The 17,111-nt window shown below is 68.0% G+C and carries 13 protein-coding genes; 6 read left to right on the top strand and 7 right to left on the bottom strand.

Annotation, left to right across the window (positions count from 1 at the left end; all coding sequences use genetic code 11):
* Both N7590_RS19435 and N7590_RS19430 read right to left on the bottom strand, forming a co-directional pair.
* On the bottom strand, positions 1–518 hold a 518-nt coding region (locus N7590_RS19435; RefSeq protein WP_005407662.1), incomplete at its 3' end, for a c-type cytochrome.
* Between the two features lie 204 nt (positions 519–722).
* Positions 723–1,331 carry a TetR/AcrR family transcriptional regulator gene (locus tag N7590_RS19430; RefSeq protein WP_008266880.1) on the bottom strand — a complete coding sequence of 203 codons (609 nt, stop codon included), beginning with the start codon at positions 1,329–1,331 and terminating at the stop codon, positions 723–725.
* 160 nt (positions 1,332–1,491) lie between these two features.
* Here N7590_RS19430 and N7590_RS19425 point away from each other — a divergent pair, with 160 nt between their 5' ends.
* The 3 genes from N7590_RS19425 to N7590_RS19415 are packed head-to-tail and all read left to right on the top strand — an operon-like array spanning position 1,492 to position 6,285.
* Positions 1,492–2,655, top strand: a complete 1,164-nt coding sequence (locus tag N7590_RS19425) for an isovaleryl-CoA dehydrogenase (protein ID WP_164087813.1) — start codon at positions 1,492–1,494, stop codon at positions 2,653–2,655.
* 10 nt (positions 2,656–2,665) lie between these two features.
* On the top strand, positions 2,666–4,276 hold the full coding sequence (locus tag N7590_RS19420; protein ID WP_164240610.1) for a carboxyl transferase domain-containing protein: 1,611 nt from the start codon (positions 2,666–2,668) through the stop codon (positions 4,274–4,276).
* Between the two features lie 26 nt (positions 4,277–4,302).
* Positions 4,303–6,285 (top strand): acetyl/propionyl/methylcrotonyl-CoA carboxylase subunit alpha, encoded by a 1,983-nt coding sequence (locus tag N7590_RS19415; RefSeq protein ID WP_164240608.1) that lies wholly within the window; start codon positions 4,303–4,305, stop codon positions 6,283–6,285.
* Between the two features lie 19 nt (positions 6,286–6,304).
* On the opposite strand, the gene N7590_RS19410 is transcribed toward N7590_RS19415, so the two are convergent.
* Positions 6,305–7,471, bottom strand: coding sequence for a putative peptide maturation dehydrogenase (locus tag N7590_RS19410; protein WP_164240606.1), 1,167 nt, complete (start codon positions 7,469–7,471; stop codon positions 6,305–6,307).
* Positions 7,472–7,609: 138 nt separating this feature from the next.
* Here N7590_RS19410 and N7590_RS19405 point away from each other — a divergent pair, with 138 nt between their 5' ends.
* Positions 7,610–7,906, top strand: a complete 297-nt coding sequence (locus tag N7590_RS19405; protein ID WP_164240604.1) for an NHLP-related RiPP peptide — start codon at positions 7,610–7,612, stop codon at positions 7,904–7,906.
* Between the two features lie 7 nt (positions 7,907–7,913).
* Here N7590_RS19405 and N7590_RS19400 read toward each other — a convergent pair whose 3' ends face one another.
* From N7590_RS19400 to aceB, 4 genes are all read right to left on the bottom strand, one after another.
* Positions 7,914–10,403: a putative peptide modification system cyclase gene (locus N7590_RS19400; RefSeq protein WP_164240602.1), complete on the bottom strand. Its 2,490-nt coding sequence runs from the start codon at positions 10,401–10,403 to the stop codon at positions 7,914–7,916.
* Between the two features lie 13 nt (positions 10,404–10,416).
* On the bottom strand, positions 10,417–11,457 hold the full coding sequence (locus N7590_RS19395; protein WP_279935810.1) for a GGDEF domain-containing protein: 1,041 nt from the start codon (positions 11,455–11,457) through the stop codon (positions 10,417–10,419).
* A gap of 405 nt (positions 11,458–11,862) precedes the next feature.
* On the bottom strand, positions 11,863–13,164 hold the full coding sequence (aceA, locus tag N7590_RS19390) for an isocitrate lyase (protein ID WP_004153647.1): 1,302 nt from the start codon (positions 13,162–13,164) through the stop codon (positions 11,863–11,865).
* Positions 13,165–13,230: 66 nt separating this feature from the next.
* Complete coding sequence (gene aceB, locus N7590_RS19385; RefSeq protein WP_053511194.1) at positions 13,231–14,853, bottom strand: malate synthase A; 1,623 nt, start codon at positions 14,851–14,853, stop codon at positions 13,231–13,233.
* Between the two features lie 110 nt (positions 14,854–14,963).
* Here aceB and N7590_RS19380 point away from each other — a divergent pair, with 110 nt between their 5' ends.
* Both N7590_RS19380 and N7590_RS19375 read left to right on the top strand, forming a co-directional pair.
* Positions 14,964–15,932 (top strand): LysR family transcriptional regulator, encoded by a 969-nt coding sequence (locus N7590_RS19380; protein WP_053511196.1) that lies wholly within the window; start codon positions 14,964–14,966, stop codon positions 15,930–15,932.
* Between the two features lie 274 nt (positions 15,933–16,206).
* The coding region (locus N7590_RS19375; RefSeq protein WP_164243005.1) for a LysR family transcriptional regulator at positions 16,207–17,111 on the top strand (905 nt) is incomplete at its 3' end.

The raw sequence follows: 17,111 nt of genomic DNA, 5'->3' as shown, positions 1-17,111 counted from the left end.
TACTTCAGGTTGCCCAGCATCCAGTCCACGGTGGCGTGGATCTGTTCCTCGGTCAGCGCCGGGTTGCCGCCCTTGGGCGGCATGATGCCGCCGTCCGGGCCGGTGTAGCCCTCGATGGCGTGCTTGTAGAGGGTGTCCTTGCCCTGCGCGATGCGCTTGTCCCAGTGCGAGTGGTCCAGCGTCGGTGCCATGCCCACGCCGGTGGTGTGGCAGGCGGTGCAGAGGTTGTCGAAGATGACCTTGCCGTCCTTGGTGCCGCCGTAGGCGACCTGCGAGGCGGCCTTGGCCAGCGCGGCAGCCTTGGCCGCTGCCTGCGCGGCGGCGCCGGTGCTGCCGGCATAGACCGCGCCGGTAGGCGAAATGCGCTGCTCGGTGCGCTTGGCCGCGGTCGGCGACACCTCCGGCGGAATCCGGGTGTGGATATAGGCAGCAAGGAGGATGAGGCCGAGGGTGATGGTCGCCAGCAGCGCGATCACCATGGAGAAGCGTTTCAGGAACTCCAGATCGTAATTCCGCACTCTTCGTTACCCCTGGCTGATAGTCGTTGGACCACGGCTGAGCGACTGCGTGATGGACCGAGTATAGAACGCGCTTCGCGTGCGACAACAGGCGTCACTGCTGGTGCGGCGCAGCATGTCGGGGGATGGGGTCAGATCCCTTTTGCGACGCAAAAGGGATCTGACCCCAGCAACAGAAGCCGGCCAGCGGCCGGCTCTACCGGATTACCGGGCGCCGATCGCGCGCAGGCAGAAGCTGCAGATCGCATCCACCAGCGCGTCCTCGTCGCGGTGCGCTTCGCGGCTGGGTGCGGTCGGGCCGACCATCGCCTCGGTGAAGGCGCCGACCAGGCAGGCGGCGGCCACGTGCGCGTCCTGCACCGGCAGCTCACCGGCTGCCACGCCCTCTTCCACCAGGCGCAGGAACACGTCACCAAAGGCGCGACGGCCGCGCATGCGCTCGGCTTCCACGTCCGGATCGACCGGCTCGACGATGAAGGCATGGGCCAGCCCCGGCCCGGCCAGCGCGCGGCGGACGAAGGCGGTGATCGCCAGGCGCAGGCGCTCGCTGGCTACCTCCGGGCCACTGGCGATGCGCTCCATGATCGCGACCTCGTGGGCCACGGCGGCGTTGAGCACCTCCACGAACAGGTCGGCCTTGGACGGGAAGTGCCGGTAGATCAACCCGGTGGACACCCCCGCCTGGGTCGCCACGGCGGTTACCGGGGCGTTGCGCCAGCCGCCTGCGGCGACCAGCTCGCGGGTGGCCAGCAGGATCCGTTCACGGGCCCCGGCCAGGCGTTCTTCCATCAGTGCAGAGCGTTTGTAGGCCATGTTTTGATTCTAGTTTCAATTTTTGAATTTGTGTTCACTTCTTTCCCGAACCCCGTTACGCTGGGGTCCATCGCCCGTGCGGGTGACGGCCCTGCCGGCCGTCGCCCGCTCCCCCGCCGGGTGCGTCCATTCCCTGCAGTCCCGCCGTGGAGCCACCGCAATGCACGTGCCATCCCTGAACTTCGATCTTGGCGAAGATATCGACCTGCTGCGCCAGAGCGTGGCCCATTTTGCCGCCGCCGAGGTCGCGCCGCTGGCCGCCGAGGCCGATGCAACCAACCAGTTCCCGTTGGCACTATGGCCGAAGCTGGGCGAACAGGGCCTGCTGGGCCTGACCGTGGAAGAAGAATACGGCGGCACCGGCATGGGCTACCTGGCCCACGTGGTGGCGATGGAAGAAATCTCGCGCGCCTCTGGCGGCATCGGCCTGTCCTACGGCGCGCACTCCAACCTGTGCGTGAACCAGCTGCGCAAGAACGGCAGCGAAGAACAGAAGCAGCGCTTCCTGCCCGGCCTGTGCAACGGCAGCCTGGTCGGCGCGCTGGCGATGAGCGAGCCGGGTGCCGGTTCGGACGTGGTGTCGATGAAGCTGCGCGCCGACAAGCGTGGCGACCGCTACGTGCTCAACGGCAACAAGATGTGGATCACCAACGGCCCGGACGCCGACGTGCTGGTGGTCTATGCCAAGACCGACATCGAGGCCGGTGCCAAGGGCATCACCGCGTTCCTGGTCGAGAAGGGCATGAAGGGCTTCTCCACCGCGCAGAAGCTGGACAAGCTGGGCATGCGCTCCTCGCCCACCTGCGAGCTGGTGTTCCAGGACTGCGAGATTCCCGAAGAGAACGTGCTGGGCCAGGTCGGTGGCGGCGTGCGCGTGCTGATGTCCGGCCTGGACTACGAGCGCGTGGTTCTTTCCGGTGGCCCGCTGGGCCTGATGGCCGCGGCCATGGACGTGGTGATGCCGTACGTGCACGAGCGCCACCAGTTCGGCGAGCCGATCGGCAGCTTCCAGCTGATCCAGGCCAAGATCGCCGACATGTACGTGGGCCTGGGCGCCTGCCGCGCCTATGTCTATGCCGTGGCGCGCGCCTGCGACCAGGGCCGTACCACCCGCCAGGACGCGGCCGGTGCGATCCTGTACGCCGCCGAGAAGGCTACCTGGCTGACCGGCCAGGCGATCCAGATCCTGGGCGGCAACGGCTACATCAACGAGTACCCGACCGGCCGCTTGTGGCGCGACGCCAAGCTGTATGAAATCGGCGCCGGCACCTCGGAGATCCGCCGCATGCTGATCGGCCGCGAACTGTTCCAGCGCACCCTGTAAGGCCACCGCGATGACCGTCCTCAACAGCCAGCTGCAACCGGGCAGCGAAACGTTTGAAGCCAACCGCACGGCCATGCAGGCCGTGGTCGATGACCTGCATGCCACGCTGGCGCGCACCGCGCTGGGCGGCAACGAGGCCGCGCGTGCCAAGCACACTGCCCGCGGCAAGCTGCTGGTGCGCGACCGCATCGATGCGCTGCTCGACCCGGGCAGTGCCTTCCTGGAAATCGCGCCGCTGGCCGCGCACGGCATGTATGACGATGCCGTGCCCGCCGCGGGCGTGGTGGCCGGCATCGGCCGGGTCAGTGGCGTGGAATGCGTGATCGTGGCCAACGACGCCACGGTGAAGGGTGGCACCTACTACCCGGTGACGGTGAAGAAGCACCTGCGCGCGCAGGAGATCGCCGAGCAGAACCACCTGCCGTGCATCTACCTGGTCGATTCCGGTGGCGCCTTCCTGCCGCTGCAGGACGAGGTGTTCCCCGACCGCGACCATTTCGGCCGCATCTTCTACAACCAGGCCAATCTGTCGGCGCAGGGCATCCCGCAGATCGCCTGCGTGATGGGCAGCTGCACCGCCGGTGGTGCCTATGTGCCGGCGATGAGCGACGAGACGGTTATCGTGCGCGAACAGGGCACGATCTTCCTGGGCGGCCCGCCGCTGGTGAAGGCGGCCACTGGCGAAGTGGTGACGGCCGAGGAACTGGGCGGTGCCGATGTGCACACGCGCATTTCCGGCGTGGCCGACCACATGGCCGACAACGATCTGCAGGCGCTGGCCCGGGTGCGCGCGATCATCGCGCAGTTGAACTGGCGCAAGCCGGAACCGGCGATGGCGGTGCAGCCCCCGGAAGAACCGCTGCTGCCGGCGCACGAGCTGTACGGCGTCATTCCCGCCGACACGCGCAAGCCCTACGACGTGCGCGAAGTGATCGCGCGCCTGGTCGACGGCTCGCGCTTCGACGAGTTCAAGCCGCGCTACGGCGCCACGCTGGTGACCGGCTTCGCACATCTGAACGGCTACCCCATAGGCATCATCGCCAACAACGGCATCCTGTTCTCGGAGTCAGCGCTGAAGGGCGCGCACTTCATCGAACTGTGCACCCAGCGCAACATCCCGCTGGTATTCCTGCAGAACATCACCGGCTTCATGGTCGGCCGCAAGTACGAACAGGGCGGCATCGCAAAAGACGGCGCCAAGCTGGTGATGGCGGTGGCCTGCGCCAAGGTGCCCAAGTTCACCGTGGTCATCGGTGGTTCGTTCGGCGCCGGCAACTACGGCATGTGCGGCCGCGCTTACTCGCCCAACTTCCTGTGGATGTGGCCGAACGCGCGCATTGGCGTGATGGGTGGCGAACAGGCCGCCAGCGTGCTGGCAACGGTCAAGCGCGATGGCATCGAAGCCAAGGGCGGGCAGTGGCCGGCGGCGGAAGAAGACGCCTTCAAGGCACCGATTCGCGAGCAGTTCGAACAGCAGGGCCACCCCTATTACGCCAGCGCGCGGCTGTGGGATGACGGCGTGATCGATCCGGCCGACACCCGCCGGGTGCTCGCTCTGGCGCTGTCGGCCAGCCTCAACGCCGCCCCGCAGCAGACGCGCTTCGGCGTGTTCCGCATGTAACCCGTGCCATGACAGAGTCTGTTGCCATGTTCACCAAAGTCCTGATCGCCAACCGTGGCGAGATCGCCTGCCGCGTCATCGCCACCTGCCGCCGCCTCGGCATCGCCACCGTGGCGGTGTATTCCGATGCCGACCGCAACGCGCGCCACGTGCGCCTGGCCGACGAAGCCATCCACATCGGCCCGGCCGCCGCGCGCGAAAGCTACCTGCTCAGCGATGCCCTTCTCGACGCCGCACGCCTCACTGGCGCACAGGCGATCCACCCCGGCTACGGCTTCCTGTCCGAGAACGCCGACTTCGCCGATGCCTGCGCCGCCGCCGGCATCACCTTCATCGGCCCGCCGGCCAGCGCGATCCGCGCGATGGGTGACAAGAGCGCGGCCAAGGCGCTGATGGCCAAGGCCGGCGTGCCACTCACTCCGGGCTACCACGGCGACCAGCAGGAACCGGCGTTCCTGCGCGCGCAGGCCGATGCCATCGGCTACCCGGTGCTGATCAAGGCCAGCGCCGGCGGTGGCGGCAAGGGCATGCGCAAGGTCGAACGCAGCGAGGACTTCGTCGATGCGCTGGCCAGCTGCCAGCGCGAGGCGGCCTCGGCGTTCGGCAACGATCACGTGCTGGTCGAGAAGTACGTCGAGCGCCCGCGCCATATCGAGATCCAGGTGTTCGGCGACAGCCACGGTGAGGCGGTGTACCTGTTCGAGCGCGACTGCTCGGTGCAGCGCCGCCACCAGAAGGTGCTGGAAGAAGCCCCGGCGCCGGGCATGAGCGCCGAACGCCGCGCGGCGATGGGCCAGGCGGCGGTGGATGCCGCGCGTGCGGTGGGCTACGTCGGTGCCGGCACCGTGGAGTTCATTGCCGGCCCGGACGGCGACTTCTACTTCATGGAAATGAACACCCGCCTGCAGGTGGAACACCCGGTGACCGAGTACATCACCGGCACCGACCTGGTGGAATGGCAGCTGCGCGTGGCCGCTGGCCAGCCGCTGCCGCTGCGCCAGGACCAGCTGGCGATCCACGGCCATGCCATCGAAGCGCGCCTGTATGCCGAAGATGCGGACCGCGGCTTCCTGCCCTCCACCGGCACCCTGCGCCACCTGCGCCTGCCGACGCCTTCGGCGCACGTGCGTGTGGATACCGGCGTGGAGGAAGGCGACAGCATCACCCCGTTCTACGACCCGATGATCGCCAAGCTGATCGTCTGGGACGTGGACCGCGATGCCGCGCTGCGCCGCATGAGCCAGGCCCTGGCCGACTGCCAGGTGGTGGGCGTGACCACCAATGCCGGCTTCCTGCGCCGGCTGGTGAACACCGATTCGTTCGCGAACGCCAGGCTGGATACCGCGCTGATCGAACGCGAACAGGCGGCGCTGGGTCACGTGGGCGATACCGGCGATGCGCTGTGGATGCTGGCGGCGGTGGCCGCCGTGACCTGCACCGCAGGCGCCAGCTGCGATGCGCGCGACCCGCATTCGCCGTGGCAGGCGCAGGACGGCTGGCGCCTGGGTGCTTCGGCGCCACGCGTACTGCCGCTGCAGCAGGGCGAGCGCCGGCACACCCTGAAGGTGTGGGCGCAGGCCGATGGCTGGCGCGTGCAGTGCGATGACGCGGCGCCGGTGCAGGTGACCGGCACCGCCGATGCGCGGGGCATGACCGTGCAGCTGGAGGGCCGACGCTGGTCGTTGCAGGCGCTGCGCGAAGGCGACCAGCTGTATCTGTTCGGTGCCGATGGCCAGCACCGCTTTACCCTGCACGATCCGGTGGGCGAATCGGACCACGCCGCGGCCGATGCCGGCAGCCTGCTGGCACCGATGCCGGGCAGGATCGTGGCCACGCTGGTCGCTGCCGGCACCGAGGTCAAGCGCGGAACGCCGCTGGTGGTGCTGGAAGCGATGAAGATGGAACACACCCTGCAGGCCCCGGCCGATGGCACGGTGAAGGGCTACCGCGCCAAGGCCGGCGACCAGGTCGGCGACGGCGCGGTGCTGGTGGACTTCGAAGCGGCGTGATCGCCGGGGCGGCGACCGCTCAGCGGTCGTCGCCCGCCAACACGCGTCCGGCGGGATCGAATTCCGCCGTGTCCAGCGTGGCGCTGCGCCAGCCCAGGCCACAGATGGCCATCGCGCTCTGGCCGATGCCATCGAAGCCGAACGCGCGATCGACATCGGCATCGTTGATGGCCGCGGTCACGAATGCGGCCAGCCCGCGCTCGGTCGCGCACAGGTACAGCAGCTGCGAGATATGGCCAACATCCAGCGTCACCGCACGGTGCGCCTTGGCATGGTTGCGGTACTTCCAGAAGCAGCGGTCATAACGCGGCGCCAGCACCAGCAGCGCCGGCGCATCGGCAAACCACTCCTGCCCGGACAGCATCCGCCGCGCCAGCGCAGGCAGCGACGGCGGCGGCGGTGAAGGCAGGGGCAGCACGGCGTGCTGCACGGGATGGTAGTGGTACAGGCCCGGTGCCAGCCCCTCCACGTTCTGCACCAGCAGGAAGCCCTCGGTGGGATGCAGGCCACCGCCGGAGGGTACGTTCTTCTTCAGGAACTCGGTATCGCGCTCAACCTTCTGCACCGCGTGCGCCATCAGCGTGCGCTGCAGCACCTGGGCCAGCAGCGGCAGCGGCAACGCGCGCTGCGGGTCGAAGTTGCGGCAGGTGGTGCGCCGCGCCAGCAGTGCGTCGAACGCGGCTTCGTCGCTGCGCGGCAGCGGCTGGTAATCGCCCTGCATGGGCTGCACCACCGGCGGCGGCGGCCCCAGCCGCTGGCGCAGGCCGGCGGCGGTGTCCAGCCCCTGCCTGCGCATGTCCTCCACGCTGTCCACGGCCTGCCAACGCGCGTGGCGATGGGCCAGAGCGGCCAGCGGCCACCACTGGCTGCGCCGCAGCGCCTCATCACGCATCTGGTGCCCCACCTCGCTGGGCGGGTCGGTCAGCAGCAGGCCCTGTTCAACCAGGCGCGCCAGCATCGCCGGGGAGGCATCGGCCGGTGGCTCGCTCCAGCGGTGCGCGCTGAGTTCGCCCAGCAGCTGGCGCTCCTCGGCATCCACCGGCAGTGGCTGGTCCAGATGGGCGGCCAGGGCCACCCAGCTGATCTGGCTGTCCATCTCGGCGTGGCCGGTCAGCATCGCGCGCAGGTCCAGGGTGACCGACTCGCGGGGTTCGAACATCAGGCTGGCGCAGCGGCGCAGGCGCATGGGTTTCCTTCCTTCTGCCGCACAACCGGCATAGCAGCAGCGACCGCAGCGCGGCCAACTTTAGCGATGAACGCGCCATGGCCCTCAATGGCAGGCTGTCGCGGCCGATACGAGAAACTCCACCTACGGACGATCCCCATGAGCACCCATCCCCGCCTTTCCGCCGAAGACGCCAGCACCCTGCTGGACCACCTGATCGGCAACGACGACTTCCGCAGCCGCTTCACCGCTTCGCCGGCCAAGGCGCTGGCCTCGATCGGCCTGGACGGCGCTGTCGGCGAAAACGACTGCATGAAGATCGGCACCCTGGCGTCGGTCGAGGAGCTGTGCCGCACACGCGATTCGCTGCACGCGTACCTGAGCACCTCGACCGCTTCGATGACGGTGGTATTCTGTTTCGAAGCCGACCGCATCGACGAGCGCGTCAACGCCTGAGCCTGCATCAGCGCGGCAGCCGCACCGACGTCGCCTCCGTGGCGATGTCGTGCACGTTCAGGGGCTGCCAGACCTGCATGGACGCCACCTCGGCAATGGCCTGGCCGTGGTGCCGGGCCAGCCAGGCCTGTTCGCGGCGCACGCCGGCAGCATCCTGCTCGGCACGCAGTGCCTGCAGCAGCACGACATGGGCCTGCACCGGCTCGCTGCCATCAAAGCTGGGCTCGAGCAGATGGCGCGCCGCCTGCGGTCGTTGTTGTGCCAGCTCGGCCATCGCCAGCACCACGCGGCGCCACTTGCCCACCACGGGGCTGCGCTGCCGCTCCAGCAGTTCGCCATGGTCGCGCAGCCACTCTGCGGCCAGCGCATGCTGGCCCTGGCGCTGGGCCAGATAGGTCAGGGCCAGCAGCTGCAGGCTGCGGCTGCCCACGGCGGAATCGTCGTTCCTGCGCAGCAGCGGCCGCAGCACGGCGGCGATGGATTCAAGCTCCTCCACATCGCCGGGCGTGCACAGCGTGGTCACCGTAGCGTGCTGCAGGCGTTGATGGATCTGGTAGTCGATCAGCTCCGGTGCTGGACCATCCGCAGCAACCGCGGCATGCAGGCTGCTGCAATCACGCTGCTCCGCAGATACCAGCAGGTGCGCCCGCAGCCGCATGCGCTGCTGCAGGTCATCCCCCCGCGGCAACCGCATCAACACCTGCTGCGCCTGTGCGTCCAGGCCCTGTGCAACCAGTACGTCCACCTCCAGGTCGTCGGCCTCATCATTGCCGCGCAGCATCTGTGCCTGATGCAAGGTGCGCATTGCCTGCTGCGGCTGGCCAACGCCCAACTGTGCCCGCGCCAGATGGATCATCGGATACAGCCGCAACGGGTCCTGAGGCACCGTCGCCGCGCGCGCATAAGGCTCGGCCTCGGTGAAGCGATTGTCCTGCAGCAGCGCCCAGGAGGTATTGGACAGTCCCGCAAATGAATCCGGGTAGATCTTGGCCAGTGCGCGCCACTGCTCCAGCGGCCAGCCACCGGGTTCCAGTTCGGCCTGCCAGCCCTTCAGGTACAGCCGCTCGCGCGCGGGCAGGCGCTGCTGCTGGGCCAGCGCGTGCTCCAGCGCGTCACGCGCCTGCTGGACCTGCGCGGTGCGGGCCAGCAGCTTGGCCACGCCCATGTAGGCCAGGGCAAAGCCAGGATCGATATCGATCGCCGCCTGGTAGAGGTTGCGTGCTTCCTCGAAGCGACGCTGGCCCAGTGCGTTCTCGGCCAGCGCGAACGCACGCAGGGCGCGCAGGTCCTGGGTCGAAGCCCGCGGCAGTGGCAACGACTGCTCCAGGCTCGCCACCGACTCGCCCAGGCCACGGCGCAGGCGCCCGACCACGTCGTCCACTGCGAACACCATCTGATCGGATCGATCCGCGGTGGCGGTGAACGTCTGTATCACCTGGCCGCTACCCGGTGCGGCGACGTCGATGGCCAGCTCGTAGCCGCCGATCTTCTGCCGCACGGTCGGCAACAGCACGGCCCGCGCGCCTTCGCGCACCGCCACGTCGACTGCGGTATCCCGGCTCAGCCGGGTATCGCCCGAAAGCCGGGCCATCTCCAGGCTTTCGCGGATCTTGCCCTCGGACAGCACGTTCACGTACCGCGACTGCTCCAGCGCGATCCGGATCGCGTGCCGCATCGACTCGTCGAAGATCGGATCACCGGTCAGGTTGTCGACATCGGCCAGCACCACCCAGTCGCGCTCGGCGAAGGCGATCGCCGGTTCCGGCCGCAGCAGCAGCCAGCCGCCCAGCACCAGCACTGCCAGCACCAGGCCTTCGGCGGCCAGCACCACCGGCTGCCGCCACAGTGGAAGATCGCGGCGTGCCTTGGCATTGGAGCGCGGCATGCGCAGTGGCGCCGACCCGATCTCGCCCACTTCGATCACTTCCTGCACCACCGGCACACCCTTGAAGCGCCAGCGTCCGTGCGACTTCCACAGCAGGCGCGTGCCACGCTCGCCGAGTGCTTCGGTGGCGCGGTGGGTCAGCGATTCGGCCACGGCCGACAACAGGATCTGGCCCGGGCGTGCCAGCATCATCAGGCGCGCCGCCATCGGCTTGGCCAGGCCTTCCACTTCCATCGACTTGGCGCCGGCGCGGACCGCTTCGGGGCTGTTGTCCCAGGTCAGCACGTCGCCCACGTGCAGGCCGGCACGCGCACGCAGTTCAATCGAGCGCTGCTGGCCCAGCCCATGCAGTTCGCGCTGGTAGTCCAGAGCGAAGCCCAGCGCATCGATGGCGCGCTCGAACAGCATGAACAATCCGTCGGAGCGATCGATCAGCTGGCCGTTCCAGCGGTGCTGCAGCACGAGCACCAACCGATCGTGTTCCTGGAACAGGCTCGCGGCCGCCACATCGCCGATCCGCTCGACCAGCTGCAGCGAATCACACAGATCGGTGAACAACAGGGCGCGTAGCTGGGGGCTATGCGGGGCTGACGTTCCGTTGTCGCCATTCATTGCCTGCCTCTCCCTATGGGCCGTCCAGATCATCCACCCAGCGCAGGCAGTTGCCGCCATCGCGCTTGGCCTGGTACAGCGCGCGATCCGCGCTGGCATACCATTCGCTCCAGCCGGCATCCGGCGGCAGCAGGCTGGCGCCGATGCTGACCAGGCTCACGTACGGCGTGCCATGGCTGCGTTCCAGCAGGCCATGCACCGCACTCAGAATGAACTCGGCCGCGTGCTGGACGATTTCGTGGTTGCCACGGCGCAGGATCAGGCAGAACTCGTCGCCGCCGAGCCGGCAGGCCAGGTCCTGCTCGCCGGCCATCGAGCGCAGGATGTTGCCCATGCTCTGCAGCACGCGGTCGCCGGCCTGGTGGCCATGGCGGTCATTGATCTGCTTGAAGCGGTCGCAGTCGATCAGCAGCAAGGCCTGCGGCAGCCCTTCCTGCTCGGTGCGGCATTCCTGCAGGTACAGGGTCAGGCCGCGGCGGTTGTGCAGCCCGGTCAGTTCATCGGTACGCACCAGCTCGCGCGTATGGGTCAACTGATGGGTGGTGATGTACAGGTTGTCCAGCGCGGTTTCCAGATCATGGTTGCGCCGGCGCAGCTGGCTGATCAGGGCCTGTTCGTTGGTCAGCACGCGCATGATCGTGCGGCGCAGGAAGTAGGCGACCAGGCCGGGATCGGATTCGACCAGGCGATGGAAATCGGCCGGGCCCAGTTCCAGCACTTCACAGTCGGCCAGGGCGCGGGCGCTGGCACTGCGCAGGTGGTCGCCCACCAGCAGGCCCAGTTCGCCGAAGAACTCATGCTGGCCGAGGGTCTTGATCACCAGGTCTTCGCCGAAGTCCAGTTCGATCTGGCCTTCGAGGATCACATACATGCGTTCGCCACGGTGGCCCCGCTGGAACAGCCACTGTCCGGCATGAAGCTTGCATGGGCGGGCGAATCTGGCGAACAATGTCACCTCGGCATCGGACAGCAGCGCGTGCACGATCTCGGCCATCGCCACGCGGGCGATACCTGACGTCACATCACTGTTCTCGGCCGCACCCCTGCCGGTCATTCCCTGCACCCGCCGCCAGCGTCCCCTGGTGAGCCGCGGAGCATAGCATCGCTTTAAAGTGTGCGCCCTATCTCATTTTGAACCTTCCGGCGCGCTGCTCCGATGTGAAGATGCGCGGTGGCCCGTTCTGGCCACCGTCACCTGCCCAAAAGTCCTGCCGGATCAATCCGATGGCCGTCTTCACAGGGTTTCGGCCAAGTTGCCGCGCAGGGGGTGCGCCGGATTGACGCTGTCCGCGTTCACCGCTGTTCCACCGATACAACAACGCCGGCAGGTCCCCCGACCGGCCGGCGTTGTCTGGCCCTTCCCTGGCCACCCTGATCGGATTTCGAAGCTTCAGTAGCGCCGGCCGCTGGCCGGCTTCCCTGTGGTACGTGGTTGCCGGCCAGCGGCCGGCACTACCGATTACGCCGCGCGCTCGCTGCGGCCGCCGTGGAACTGCTCTTCCTCGGTCGAGCCGGTCAGCGCGGTGGTCGACGACTGGCCCTGCTGGATCGCCTGGGTCACCGCGTCGAAGTAGCCGGTGCCGACCTCGCGCTGGTGCTTGACCGCGGTGAAGCCACGCTCGGCCGCTTCGAACTCGGCTTCCTGCAGCTCGACGAAGGCGCTCATCTGGCGACGCGCATAGCCGTGGGCCAGGTTGAACATGCCGTAGTTCAGCGCGTGGAAACCGGCCAGGGTGATGAACTGGAACTTGTAGCCGTAGCTGCCCAGTTCACGCTGGAACTTCGCAATGGTCGCGTCGTCCAGGTTCTTCTTCCAGTTGAAGCTGGGCGAGCAGTTGTAGGCCAGCAGCTTGCCCGGGAACTTCGCATGGATCGCCTCGGCGAACTTGCGCGCGAACTCCAGGTCCGGCTTGCCGGTCTCGCACCACACCAGGTCGGCGTAGGGTGCGTAGGCCAGGCCGCGGCTGATCGCCTGGTCCAGGCCATTGCGGGTCTTGTAGAAGCCTTCCACGGTGCGCTCGCCGGTGGCGAACGGTTTGTCGTTGCCGTCGATGTCGCTGGTCAGCAGATCGGCAGCTTCGGCATCGGTGCGCGCCACCAGCAGGGTCGGCACGCCCAGCACGTCGGCGGCCAGGCGCGCGGCGTTGAGCTTTTCAATCGCCTCGCGGGTCGGCACCAGCACCTTGCCGCCCATGTGACCGCACTTCTTCACCGAGGCCAGCTGGTCTTCGAAGTGCACGCCTGCAGCACCGGCCTCGATCATCGCCTTCATCAGTTCGAAGGCGTTGAGCACGCCGCCGAAACCGGCTTCGGCGTCGGCCACGATCGGCTGCAGGAAATCGATGTCGTCCTTGCCTTCGGCATGGTGCAGCTGGTCGGCGCGCAGCAGGGTGTTGTTGATGCGCTTGACCACCGCCGGCACCGAATCGGCCGGGTACAGCGACTGGTCCGGGTACATCTGCCCCGCCAGGTTGGCGTCGGCCGCCACCTGCCAGCCGGACAGGTAGATCGCCTTCAGGCCGGCCTTGACCTGCTGCATGGCCTGGTTGCCGGTCAGCGCACCCAGCGCGTTGACGAACTCGCGCTCATGCAGCGATGCCCACAGCTTTTCCGCGCCCAGGCGGGCCAGCGAATGCTCGATGTGCACGGTGCCGCGCAGGCGCACCACGTCGGCGGCGCTGTAGTTGCGCTGGATGCCTTCCCAGCGCGGGTTGGTATCCCAGTCGTGCTGGATCTGTTCGGCAGTGGGCAGCTTGCTCATGTCTTTCTCCAGTTCGGTTGGTGCGTGCAGCGGGGAGGGAAGCGGCGGTGGAACGCGGGCGCTCGATCAGTCGATGCGTGCGTAGGCCGGCAGGGTCAGGAAATCGGTCAGTTCGTCGCTGCGGCTCAGTTCGCCCAGCAGGGCGATGGCCTCGCCGATGCGTGCGCCACCGGGCAGCGCGGCGGTATCGCCCAGCCGCGCCGGCAGCTGCGCCAGCGTGGCATCGAGCAGGGCCAGGTCGATCGCGGTGCCGTCGTCCAGTTGCTGGCCCGGCGTGTGCAGCCACTGCCACAGCTGGCTGCGGCTGATCTCGGCGGTGGCCGCGTCCTCCATCAGGTGATGGATCGGCACGCAGCCGTTGCCATCCAGCCATGCGGCCAGGTAACGCACGCAGACTTCCACGTTGCCTTCGAAGCCGGCGCGGGTGATGGTGCCAGGCGGCCGGGCGATCAGTTCGTCGCGGCCGACACGCACATCCTGGCGCAGCACGCTGTGCTGGTTCGGGGTAGGCATGTGCTCGTCGAAGATCGCCATCGCCACCGCAATCAGCGCCGGATGCGCGACCCAGGTACCGTCGTGGCCGGCGGTCACTTCGCGCAGCTTGTCGGCGCGCACGCGGGCCATCGCCTGTTCGTTGGCGGCCGCATCGTTGTTGATCGGGATCTGCGCGGCCATGCCGCCCATCGCATGCGCACCGCGGCGGTGGCAGGTCTGGATCAGCAGTTCCGAATACGCCTTCAGGAACGGCTGGGTCATGGTCACCTGGCCGCGCTCGGGCAGCACGCGGTCGGCGTGGCGGCGGAAGGTCTTCAGGTAGGAGAAGATGTAGTCCCAGCGCCCGCAGTTCAGGCCGACGATACGGTCGCGCAGCGCGTGCAGGATCTCGTCCATCTCGAACACCGCCGGCAGCGTTTCGATCAGCACGGTCACCTTGATCTGGCCGTGCGGCAGGCCGAGCATGCCCTCGATGTGCGACAGCGCGGTCTCCCACAGCGCGGCCTCTTCCATGCTCTGGAGCTTGGGCAGGTAGAAGTACGGGCCGCGGTCCTTGGCCTGCAGCGCGCGCGCATTGTGGAACGCGAACACCGCCGCATCGAACAGGCCGCCGGCGATGAACTGGCCATCGATGCGCACGTGCTTCTCGTCCAGGTGCCAGCCACGCGGGCGAACGATCAGCACCGCCTGCTCGTCGTACGGGCGCAGGCGGTAGTGCTTTCCATTGGGAGCGGTGTATTCCAGGTCACCACGCACGGCGGCGGCCAGCGACTGCTGCCCGGCCAGCAGGTTGCGCCAGGTCGGCGAGGTCGAATCCTCGAAGTCGGCCATGAACACCTTGGCGCCGGAGTTCAGCGCGTTGATGACCATCTTCGGATCGGTCGGGCCGGTGATCTCGACGCGGCGGTCCTGCAGCGAGGCCGGCAGCGGGGCAACGGTCCAGTCGCCGCTGCGGATCGCGGCGGTGTCTTCGCGGAAATCCGGCAGGCCGCCCTGGTCGAAGAACGCCTGGCGTTCGCGGCGCGCCTGCAGTCGTGCCTGTCGGCCCGGTTCCACCGCGCGGTGCAGCGACACCAGCAGGGCCAGCAGCGGCGCCGGCAGCACGGTGTCCTGGCCGGCCACGCGGGTCGCCAGGGCGATGCCGGGGGTGGCCTTGGCAGCGGGGGTGGGAACAGCGGAAGCGACGGCGGACATGAGGCGACTCCAGCAGTGGGGGAACGTCTCCACGGTGCCGCCGGGGCCGAGTATTTGGCAAAACAGTTTTTGCAATGTTCTACATAAACTGTGCTAATACTTATGACGCGATGACCACACGCCCCTCGCCAAGTCCGCGTTTTTCCTACAAATCTGACCGGTTGAAACCGCTGCGCGCGTTCTGCCAGACGGTGCGGCTGGGTTCGGTCTCACGAGCGGCTGAGGCACTTTTCGTCAGCCAGCCGGCGATCAGCCTGCAGCTGCAGGCCTTGGAACGGGAGCTGGGGGTGCCGCTGTTCGAGCGCAGCGGGCGGCGCCTGGTGCCCAGCCGCGAGGGCCAGCTGCTGTATGAAATGGCGCAGCCGCTGGTGGAGAACCTGGACGGGCTGGAGGCGCGCTTCCGCGACAAGGTGCGCGGGCTGGATGCGGGCGAGCTGAACATTGCTGCCAACAGTTCGACCATCCTGTACCTGCTGCCGAAGATCGTCGAGCGCTTCCGGATGCATCATCCGGACGTGCGCCTGACCCTGCACAACGCGATCAGTGCCGATGGCACCGACCTGCTGCGCGTGGATGCCGCCGACCTGGCGATCGGTTCGATGACCGATGTGCCGGCCGACCTCAGCTATGCCCCGGCTTACCGCTTCGAACAGGTGCTGATCGCGCCGCACGACCATCCGCTGGCCAGTGGCGGCGAGCTGGAGCTGGCCGACATCGCGCGCCATCCGCTGGTGCTGCCGCCGAAGCGGCAGATCACCTACCGCCTGGTCGACCAGGTGTTCCAGCGCCACCGCATCGCCTACACCGTGGCGCTGGAGGTGGGTGGCTGGGAGGTGATCAAGCAGTACGTGGCGATGGGAATGGGCATTTCGATCGTGCCGGCGCTGTGCCTGAACGAAGCCGACCACGAGCGGCTGGCGGCGCGGTCGATGAAGCGCTGGTTCCCGGAGCGCAGCTACGGGGTGATCGTGCGGCGGGGCAAGGCGTTGTCGGCGCAGGCGCGGGCGTTCATCGAGCTGATCCAGCCGGAGTTGTTCAGTCCGCGCGATTACGACCAGAGCGGGCATTCCGAGCGGTAGGGGTATTTGGGTAGTGCCGGCCGCTGGCCGGCAACCTCAACAGCAACAGCGGGCATTCCGTGGGATGGCGGGGCGGAGTGGGTGGGCAGGACACGCCGTAAACCCATCCATGGGGGCTCGATGGCGCCATCCATGGCGCCAACGGTCCTGCCCACCCACTCCGCCCCGCCTCTGACAGTTGGTCGCTGCTGTTGGTGGGTGCCGACCGTTGGTCGGCACGGGATCGGATCCCATCTCTGATTCATTTCCGGCTGACGATGAATACACTGGGCCCATGTCCATCGAACTGCGCCACCTGCGCTACTTCCTCGCCGTTGCCGATACGCTGCACTTCGGCCAGGCGGCGGAGCGGTTGGGTATGTCGCAGCCGCCGCTCAGCCAGCAGATCCGCCAGCTGGAGGAACTGATCGGAGCGCGCCTGTTCGTGCGCAGCCATCGCCGCGTGCAGCTGACGCCCGCCGGGCAGTTGCTGCAGGAACGGGCACGCGCGATCGTGCAGCAGGTGGAAGCGGCGGTGGACGAGGTGCAGCGCGCGCAGCGCGGCGAGCAGGGCGAGCTGCATATCGGGCTGACCCGGGCCACGCCGCTGTCGCCGCAGATTCCGCGTTCGATCCTGCATTACCGCCAGCAGTATCCGCAGGTGCGGTTGCAGCTGAGCGAGATGAACACCCTGCAGCAGATCGATGCGCTGCTCGATGGCAGCCTGGACGTGGGCATCATCCGCAAGCGCACGTTGCCACCGGAACTGGTGGCGCACAGCCTGTTCGTCGATCCGCTGGCGTTGATCGTGCATGCCGACCACCCGGCCCTGCACCGGCTCTCGAAGCAGGGCACGCTGTCGCTGCGCGACTTCGCACAGGAGCCGTTCGTGGCGTTCCGGCGCAGCGCCGGTGCAGGTATCCACGACCACATGATTGCGCTCTGCGCGGCGGCGGGCTTCACGCCGCGCATCGTGCAGGAGGCGGGTGAAGCCTCAACCCTGATCAGCCTGGCCGCGGCCGGGCTGGGCGCGGCGATCCTGCCGTCGTCGTGCGATCACATCCGCGTGGAAGGCGCGCGCTTCGTGGCGCTGGCCGATGCCGGTGCGCATTCGGAAGTGCAGCTGGCATGGCGCCGCGAAGGGGTGACGCCGCTGATCCGCAACTTCGCCACGCTGCTGCGCGAGGCGTTCGCGGTAGG

The organism is Stenotrophomonas sp. GD04024, from assembly GCF_029837545.1.
Classification (GTDB): Bacteria; Pseudomonadota; Gammaproteobacteria; order Xanthomonadales; family Xanthomonadaceae; genus Stenotrophomonas; species Stenotrophomonas forensis.
The sequence above is the reverse complement of the archived record's forward strand: the minus strand, read 5'-3'. Positions and strand labels throughout refer to the sequence as shown.

Bases quoted from the DNA above. Each gene is read 5' to 3' on its own strand.
- aceA (WP_004153647.1), bottom strand. From the start codon at position 13,164: ATGAGCAAGCTGCCCACTGCCGAACAGATCCAGCACGACTGGGATACC.
- N7590_RS19430 (WP_008266880.1), bottom strand. From the start codon at position 1,331: ATGGCCTACAAACGCTCTGCACTGATGGAAGAACGCCTGGCCGGGGCC.
- N7590_RS19405 (WP_164240604.1), top strand. From the start codon at position 7,610: ATGAGCACCCATCCCCGCCTTTCCGCCGAAGACGCCAGCACCCTGCTG.
- N7590_RS19380 (WP_053511196.1), top strand. From the start codon at position 14,964: ATGACCACACGCCCCTCGCCAAGTCCGCGTTTTTCCTACAAATCTGAC.
- N7590_RS19425 (WP_164087813.1), top strand. From the start codon at position 1,492: ATGCACGTGCCATCCCTGAACTTCGATCTTGGCGAAGATATCGACCTG.
- N7590_RS19400 (WP_164240602.1), bottom strand. From the start codon at position 10,403: ATGAATGGCGACAACGGAACGTCAGCCCCGCATAGCCCCCAGCTACGC.
- aceB (WP_053511194.1), bottom strand. From the start codon at position 14,853: ATGTCCGCCGTCGCTTCCGCTGTTCCCACCCCCGCTGCCAAGGCCACC.
- N7590_RS19420 (WP_164240610.1), top strand. From the start codon at position 2,666: ATGACCGTCCTCAACAGCCAGCTGCAACCGGGCAGCGAAACGTTTGAA.
- N7590_RS19415 (WP_164240608.1), top strand. From the start codon at position 4,303: ATGTTCACCAAAGTCCTGATCGCCAACCGTGGCGAGATCGCCTGCCGC.
- N7590_RS19395 (WP_279935810.1), bottom strand. From the start codon at position 11,457: ATGACCGGCAGGGGTGCGGCCGAGAACAGTGATGTGACGTCAGGTATC.
- N7590_RS19410 (WP_164240606.1), bottom strand. From the start codon at position 7,471: ATGCGCCTGCGCCGCTGCGCCAGCCTGATGTTCGAACCCCGCGAGTCG.